The organism is Myxococcus vastator, from assembly GCF_010894475.1.
Classification (GTDB): Bacteria; Myxococcota; Myxococcia; order Myxococcales; family Myxococcaceae; genus Myxococcus; species Myxococcus vastator.
In genome coordinates, this window is sequence record NZ_JAAIYB010000398.1 from 1 (window position 1) to 7,869 (window position 7,869).

Genomic DNA, 7,869 nt, shown 5'->3' on the forward strand with positions numbered 1-7,869 from the left:
GGGCTCGAAGGAGCGCTGGCAGATGGGGAGGCAGGCCTTGGGCCCGCACTCGGCATCATTCGGCGCGCAGCCCGCCTTCTGGGTACACGCCTTGAGCCGCTCCAGCGCCTGCTCGCAGTCCTGACGCATGCAGGTGTCGACGCACTCGGCGTCGATGCACTCGGCCACGCAGGCCCAGTTGGTGGCGCCGCACACGCCGGCCACCGTGCGCGGGCGCTGCGATGAGGACGTCTGGGCCCCGGAGGGAAGCGCGGCGCCCAACGCCAGGAACAGGACAGGGAGGAGTCGGGAAGAGGACATGCCTCGGCGCAAGCTAGTCACGCCCTCGGCTCCCGCGGACCCTCCCGGCCGCGGGAGCTGTCCACCCGCCAGCACTGCGGGCGGGGACTCTGCGCTCAGGTGAACTGCCAGCGCCAGGTGCGCACGTCGGCGGGCTCCACCATCTCCAGCTCGAAGGACAGCGTGTCGAAGCGCTCGAACTCCTGCGAGTCCACGCGCAAGAGCATCATCCCCGCGTGGTTCTGTCCGCGCAGCGGCGACACGTTGAAGGACAGCTCCGCGTCGAAGGCCACCTTGTAGAAGAGGCAGAAGCCGTCCACGCGGCCCTCCTCCACCACCGGCCGCGAGAAGCGCACGCGGTGCGGCAGCCCGTCGGCCACCATCGTCTCCAGGTCGAAGGCGAAGGCGGGCTCCGGGTCGCACAGCAGGTGGTCCACCTCGTAGGAGCGGATGACGCGCGTGAAGTAGGACGGGTTCATCGCCTCGCGCAGCGTCTGCAGGCAGCTGTAGTCCACGCTGGGGAAGCGCTGGCTCCAGATGAAGGGGATGCACGCCTCGTCCCGCAGCTGCACCGGCTCCACGAAGACCTCGAAGCGGTTGGGGAGGATGCGGCCCCCGGGCTTCAACACCCGGTTGCGCAGGTCCAGGATGCGAGGCACCAGCCCCGCGTCGAAGAGGGCGTCGCCCAGCAGCTCATGCAGCAGGACGTCCACCTTCTCCGGCAACTGGTATTGCCAGGGATGCGCGCGCACGAAGTCGATGCGCTCCAGCCCGTTGCGGCGCGCCACCCACTGCGCCGTGTCCAGCAGCCGCGAGCCATCCACCGCGTACAGCTTCTTCGGCTGACGGCTGGCGGCCAGGAAGGTCCGCAGGCCCGTGCCGGTGCACGCATCCATGACGACCTGTCCCGGCCGCACATACCGCTCACAGGCCCGCCGCCAGGCCTCCACCCGCTCCGGGTCCGCGAGCGCGAAGTCCTGCGGCGCCGGGCTGGACAGGGACAGGCTGTCCGGCACGACGGTGCGCGGCAACTGGGACACCAGCGTCGAATGGCTGAGCCGTGAACGCAGGTCCATCAACGCCTGGCGAGGCACATCGAGCAGATTGGGCATGTGGCATCCCCCCGGATGCGTGGGTCCTTCGGTCGGCCTTCCCGGCATGACACAGGCACCGGGATTCCTGAGCATGCTGGACTTACTGCTTCAGCACCATCCAGCGACAGGACGGGATGAGTGTCCCCCGGTGAACAGGCTCGCGCTCAGGGCAGCGGCGGTGGCGGGTGTCCGGAGGCGCGCGCACGGCGTGACAGCCAGTCATGGAGGAAGGCCTGGACCGCGGGGTGTTGGGACTGGCGGAAGGCCTCGGGCGGGGCGTGTTCGATGATGCGTCCTTCATGAAGCAGCGCCAGGCTGTCACCCACCTGGAAGGCGGAGGCCACGTCCGGGGTGATGACGAGCGCCGAGGCGTGGAGCCGGTGCTTGCCGGTGAGGATGACGTCCACCACGGACTGGGTCCTCAGCGGGTCCAGCCCCGCGGTGGGGTCGTCATAGAGGAGGATTTTCGGCTCCAGCACCACGGCGCGGGCAAAGGCGGCGCGCTTGAGCATGCCGCCGGACAGCTCGCCCGGGCGCTGCTTCGCCGCGTCCTCCAGGCCCACCAGCGCCAGCACGCGCCGCACGCGCTCGCGCACCTCGGCCTCCACCAGATGGAGCCGCTCGCGCAGCGGGAAGGCGACGTTGTCCTCGACGGTGAGCGAGTCGAAGAGCGCGCCGCCCTGGAAGAGGATGCCCATTTTACGGCGCACGCGCTCGAGCCCCGCGGCATCCAGCCAGGCCAGGTCCTCGCCGTCCACGCGCACCGTGCCGCGGTCCGGCCGCAGCAGCCCGTCCAGGTGCTTCATCAGCACCGTCTTCCCAGAGCCCGACACGCCCAGCAGCACGCACGTGGTGCCCGTGGGCACCGACAGGTCCACGCCCCGCAGCACGTGCTGGGCGCCGAAGGACTTGTGGACGTTCATCAGCTCGATGGCATTGCGCTGTGCTGGCTCGGCCATCCCACGCCCCCAAGGTACCGGCACCGCTGCCCGGAGGCGGAATTGTGACGGCCGTCCCCAGCCGCTCGCGACCCGCCTTCCAGTCGGAGGCAAGCGCCAGGCCTTGGACAGAGTCCGTGCGGGGCCCGCGATTCAGGACTCGGACGGCCCGCCGCGCAGCTTCGCGCCGAAGCGCAAGAGCTGCTCACGCGCCCGCAGCAGCGCGTCCCGGGGAATCGAGAACACGGCCCGCACCCGCTCCGAATCTCCACACCACGGGCCCCCGTTGAGGACGACGTGCGTGTGCTCGTACACCACGCGAGGCAGGTTCTCCGGCGTGAGCCGCACCCCGTCCACCTCCTGCCCCAGCCAGGCCGTCACCCGGGGCGACAGGAAGAGTCCGCCCGCGTCCCCCGCGTCCGAGCGCCCATCCCCCGGCAGCGCTCCGGCCAGCAGCTCGCGCTTCTCCGCCAGCTCCCGCCGCATCTTCACCAGGAAGGAGCGCAGGGTGCGGTGCCGAGTAGGGTACAGCAGCTGGCCATCCGGGCTGCGGGCGTACGCCGCATACAGGTAGGCCGCCGCGCGCGCCGTCATCAGGTGGAGCACCCCGGGGCCGCTGTCACGCACCGCCGCGGCCAGCGCCCGGTCCTTCGTGGCGAGCCACCCCACGCGGAGCCCACCCGCCGCGAACTCCTTGGACAGTCCGCCCAGCAGCACCGTGCGTGCGCCGATGCCCGGCACCGCGCCCTCCAGCGTCACGGGGCTGGGCACCGTCTCCGCCGTGGGGCTGGTGAGGTTCACCAGTCCGAAGATTTCGTCCGACACCAGCAGACAGCGCTGCTCCACTACATAGGTGGCCAGGGCCACCAGCTCCTCGCGGGCCAGGTAGACGCCGGAGGGGTTCGACGGCTGCGACACGACGATGGCATCCGGCGCGCCTCCGCCGCCCTGCCCTCGCCGCGCCAACAGCCCCGACAGCGGCCCCTGCTCCACGTCACACCCCGCGGAGACGAAGGTGGGCGGCAGCACGCCGTAGCACGGCGTCGCCACATAGACGCGCGGCGTGCGTCCCAGCCGCTGGCGCAGCGCCACGCCCACGTGGTGGATGAGCGGCCACACGCCCGGCGCCACCGCCAGCTCGTCCGGCGCGTAGCGCACCGCGCGCGACTCCAGCAGGAAGGCCGACACCGCCTCCGCCAATCCCGTCTGCGGTGCGGGCTCGCGCGGCGCGACTCCGGCGGCGATGAGGCCCTCCACCAAGGGAGGCGGCAGCGGCCCTTCGTTCTCCCCGTAGTCCAGCCGCACCAGCGCCGCGTCGTCCTCGCGGAACACCTTGGGCGCGAACGCGGGGAAGGACATCAGCCGCGCCATCCGCCGCGAGCGGGGCAGCGTCACCACCGGAGGCCCGCGCGGCGCGGGCGCCTCCGGCTCCGCGAAGGAGATGCGGAACGACAGCAGGTCAGAGAAGGTGCGCTCGTAGAACGCCTGCGCCAGGGTGCTGATGCGCGAATAGGTGACCTCCGCCGCGGCCTCCAGGTCGCCCCGCAGCGGCTGCGGCACCGGCATGAGCAGCGTCAGCTCCAGGTCCGGCCACACCGCGTTCTTGATGAGGCCATAGAGCACCACCAGGTTGGGGGCGTGGGCCTCACGGGCCAGGAACTCGAAGAGCGTGTGCGGCTCCACGCCGCCGGTGATGTTGAAGAAGGCGCTTTCGTCCAGCACCACCCAGATGCCGCGCCGCCCCGCCTCCGCGACGATGTCGCGCAGCACGGACAGGTTGGTGCGCTCCCCCTTCTCCACCGTGAGCAGCACCATCTTCACGTCGAACGCGGAGAGCAGCCGGCGAATCTCCTCCAGCGAGGTGTGCGTCACCGTGGCGCGCACCCCCGCCTTCTCCAGCGCGCGGGCATAGAGCGGGTGGAGGTTGCGCGACACCAGCACCTCGTCGCCCGCGTCGCAGGTGGCCATCAGCAGCGAGTACACCGCCTGCTCGCGCTCGGGCGCGACGAAGACCTCCTCCTCCGCCAGCCGCAGCCCGAAGTACCGGTCCAGGTAGCGCACCACCTGCCGGCGGAAGGACGCGTCGCCCGCTTCGTGCGCGTAGGGCATCAGCGGCCCACGCGCCAGCCGCGCCGACAGGTCGGCCACGAAGCCCAGCTGCTCCGCCGACGCCGCGCCCAGGTCCAGCTCCTCCTGCAACGCCGACGCGCCCAGCTCGCGCAGGGCGGCCCGCAGCGCCAGCGTCTCGCGAGGCAGCGCCAGCCGCGCCTCCCACACCGCCACCTCGTGCCACACCGGGTTCCCCGCCTGGAGCCAGCCCAGCGCGGTGGCCGCCCGCAGCGGCTCCGGGCTGCGCGCCTCCATGAAGAACTCGAACTCGCGGCCGGTGCGCTGCTCCAGCGCCACCAGGGGACGGATGTCCGTGTCCGCCGCCTGCATCACCCGGCGGGCCACCCGCACGCGCGTGTCGAAGCCGCGGCGGGTGAACATCCGCTCGATGATGACGCGCCCTGGCCGGCCCGCGAGGTTGAGCAGCAACCGTCCGGTGGGTGACAGCCGCTCCGGCGCTTCGTCCAGCAACCGCGCGATGAGCCCGAGCCCGAAGTGGTCCTCGTAGACGTTCTGCAGCGTGCAGTAGTTGGACAAGTCGTAGAGCGCCTGCTCGTCCGCCTGGGACAGCTCGGAGGGCAAGTCCTCCTCGCCCCGGAGGACCTGCGGAATGCAGCCCACCACGAAGTCCCATGGGGCCTCCGAAGGTATCCCGCGCAACAGGTCGCTCTCCCCGAAGGACAGGCGCGAGGCCAGCGCCTCGTCACCGTTGAGCCACGCGTTGCAGCGCGCCACCACGGGCGAATGCGGGTTGAGGTCCGCGCCATGCACGTGCGCCAGCCGGGTGAACTTCGCCAGCGCGATGCAAATCCACCCCGAGCCCGCGCCGACCTCCACCAGACGCTTTCCCGAATACTCATCCAGCGGGACGCTCAGCAGTCCCTCCAGGAAGGTGTAGGCCCACGCCTCCGGCGCGAAGATGGACGGCAGCAGGAACAGCTCCAGCCGCTCCTGTGAAGCGCCCACCGTCACCGTCACCGTCACCAGCCGCAGCGGCGCCGATTCGGGCTGGTGGCGGCACAGCTCCGCCAGCTCGCGGAGCTCGGCCAACGCGCGTGGGCGCCTGTCCGCATGGGACAGGTCCTCGGACAGTGCGCGCAGCAGGTGGAACGCCTCACGGGGTGTGGAGGGGTAGGTCGGCATGGCGCGAGGACTGTCCCGAGCCCCCCGCCCCCTGTCAACGCCGGGATGGCGCCCGGATGAAACCCTTTGGCGCCCTGGAGTGAGTCAAGGAAATGCCGACTCGCCGTAATAAATGGCAGCAGCAACGAGGCCCCCCGCCACCGCGCCAGGGCGGCCTCGAGAGCAGCGCGCGCGGTACCGACGGAGCAGCATCCATGTCGCTCATGCCTGTGGATGGACCCCGTAGTGGAGAGGGGGCAGTGATGGAGATGAACGTCTCGAGGCCGGTGGTTGCTGGGGGATTCTGGAAGAAGAAGCGCGCGCAGCCGGTGAAGCGCGCCAAGGATGCGTCGCTGGTGCGCTGGGAGTCGCAGCCGTGGCGCAGGCAGTTGCGCGACGCGGCGGAGTACGAGCGCCCGGTGGCGCGCGCCGCGCTGGTGCAGGCGCTGTTGGCGGAGGGCCTGACGATGGACGCGGACGCGGCGCGCTTCGCGGGAACCCGCGAGGACCGCGACTGCATCAGCATCGCGCAGGTGCTGCGCTTCGCCGACACGCTCGTGCTGCGCATGGCGCTGGCGTGCACGGATGACCACGTGCTCCAGCTGGCGCACCTGCGCCGCGACGCCGAGGACCTGGCGGAGCGGATGATTGAGTGGGCCAACGCCGGCCGGCTGTAGGGCGGATGCGGCACAGCAGGCACGGACCTCGGGCTACTCCGGATCGAGCGCCCAGGTCCCTTCTTCCCAGCGCTTCAGTGCCTGCTGCGCTCCGAACGGGACCAACCCCTGTCCCTTGGCGGCTTCCTCCAGGACCGCTTTGGCTTCGACCGTCCGATAGCGGAGCAGATGTGCGGCAGCCATCACTCGCACGTCCATTCGCTCATGCTTGAGCAGCACGGCGAGTGCATCACGTCCGGCATTGCCCTGCGCCAGGAGCTTATCGACGGCGTCACCGTACTTCCTGGCGTGCTTGTTCCCGGTCTTGGCGTCTCCCCGGAAGATGGCCTCGTTCTGCGCGACCACGTTCTGGGCGAACTGCTCGACAAGCGCTTCCAACGTCATCACCAGAGCCCCTCCCCGAGGTTCTTGATGGCCAGCCTCCCGAAGTCACGCTGAGCTTCGAAGGACTGCGTGCTCAACCATTGCCGCACGGTCACTGCGGAGCCGGTGATATCGCGTCGAACCGACGAATAGAACGCGCTGACGTCAACGTGCAGGACCTTGTCCAGCGGGATGACGTTCTCGGTATTGTGGAGGGACTGAGGGCCGAAGCGCTTCACGTTGCCCGGGGTCTGCTCGACGAGGTGATGCCACTGCTTGTTCTTGCCCGCGGGGCCCATGGCCCTCTTGAAGCCGCTGAACGAGCCCCACGCCCTGGAGCCCGCAGGGCGTGCCTTCGCGGGCAAGCGTCCCGTGCCTCTGGCCACCATGGCCACCGCGCCGGGCCCGAGGGCGATGGTGACGGACTCGGCACTCACTGCCACCGTTCCCACTTCCGCGACCGCGGCGAGCCTGATGCCCACTTGGGCTTCGGCCTGCACCGCCGCCCGCGCGGCGCCGGGGAGCATTGGCACTTTCGCCCCCAGACCCGCCGCCGTGTTCCCAATCGCGGCCGTGGCCAACATCGCGAACGCTCGCGCCGCGTTGCGGCCCATGACCTGGCCGTAGCGCGCTCCCGCCTCGCGTAGCTCCTCGAACGTAGTCGCCCGTTCCGCCTCCTCCACCAGTCGCTTGAAGCCCACGATGAGGCTCCAGAACGTATCGACGCCTACATAGGCAATGAGCGAGGCGGTCATCACTGCAGCCACGCCCTTCGAAAAAGGCTCGGGCACCGCGAGCAAGATGCAGTACGTGGTCCACGTCCAGAGGACCGCCGACATCATGGCCTGGGGGTCGGCCATGTCCTTGAAGGCGCCCCTCATCTCGTCCAACACATTGCCCTGGGCAAGTGCCATGGCCAGGGCGTATCGGCCATCCCCGGTGACAGTGGGGCGCTCCACCAGGAGGCGCAGACAATCACCGGGCTTGTTCGTGCGCTCGCACCAGCGCAGGTAGGCGCGAGTCAACTCCATATCTGTCGCGGGCTGTTCGGCCTCCAGGTGTTCGCCCGGCTCCAGCGGGATGACACGGTGGCTGCGGTGCTCGTACCAATACGAGCCGCTGCGCGAATCCACCTCGAACAACCGCCGGGCCGTTTCCTGGTAACCGTTCAGGGGTAGTGTTGAGGCCGTCGTCGCGGTGTGCAACCCGTGGCGGATGCACACGAAAACCCCTGCGACGCTGGAATCGAAGATTGAACGACTGGTCCACGAGCACCTGGTGGAGCAG

5 protein-coding genes and 2 pseudogenes are annotated in these 7,869 nt (G+C 70.1%); 1 reads left to right on the plus strand and 6 read right to left on the minus strand.

Annotation, left to right across the window (positions count from 1 at the left end):
• The 4 genes and pseudogenes from G4D87_RS29400 to G4D87_RS29415 form a co-directional block, all read right to left on the minus strand.
• Positions 1-375, minus strand: a pseudogene (locus tag G4D87_RS29400) (hypothetical protein); the annotation flags it as partial.
• Positions 376-395: 20 nt separating this feature from the next.
• Positions 396-1,391, minus strand: coding sequence for a class I SAM-dependent methyltransferase (locus tag G4D87_RS29405; RefSeq protein WP_176411262.1), 996 nt, complete (start codon positions 1,389-1,391; stop codon positions 396-398).
• 146 nt (positions 1,392-1,537) lie between these two features.
• Positions 1,538-2,332 (minus strand): ABC transporter ATP-binding protein, encoded by a 795-nt coding sequence (locus G4D87_RS29410; protein ID WP_163786023.1) that lies wholly within the window; start codon positions 2,330-2,332, stop codon positions 1,538-1,540.
• Between the two features lie 132 nt (positions 2,333-2,464).
• On the minus strand, positions 2,465-5,563 hold the full coding sequence (locus G4D87_RS29415; RefSeq protein WP_163786024.1) for an aminotransferase class I/II-fold pyridoxal phosphate-dependent enzyme: 3,099 nt from the start codon (positions 5,561-5,563) through the stop codon (positions 2,465-2,467).
• A 242-nt stretch (positions 5,564-5,805) separates the two neighbouring features.
• Here G4D87_RS29415 and G4D87_RS29420 point away from each other — a divergent pair, with 242 nt between their 5' ends.
• On the plus strand, positions 5,806-6,219 hold the full coding sequence (locus G4D87_RS29420; protein ID WP_240358706.1) for a hypothetical protein: 414 nt from the start codon (positions 5,806-5,808) through the stop codon (positions 6,217-6,219).
• Positions 6,220-6,252: 33 nt separating this feature from the next.
• On the opposite strand, the gene G4D87_RS29425 is transcribed toward G4D87_RS29420, so the two are convergent.
• The gene (locus tag G4D87_RS29425; RefSeq protein ID WP_163786026.1) at positions 6,253-6,603 is read right to left on the minus strand and encodes a DUF2019 domain-containing protein; all 351 of its coding nucleotides are present in this window, start codon (positions 6,601-6,603) and stop codon (positions 6,253-6,255) included.
• Positions 6,603-7,748: pseudogene (sitA5, locus tag G4D87_RS29430) on the minus strand (SitA5 family polymorphic toxin); the annotation flags it as partial. The gene G4D87_RS29425 and the pseudogene sitA5, both read right to left, overlap by 1 nt.
• Positions 7,749-7,869 lie beyond the last annotated feature (121 nt).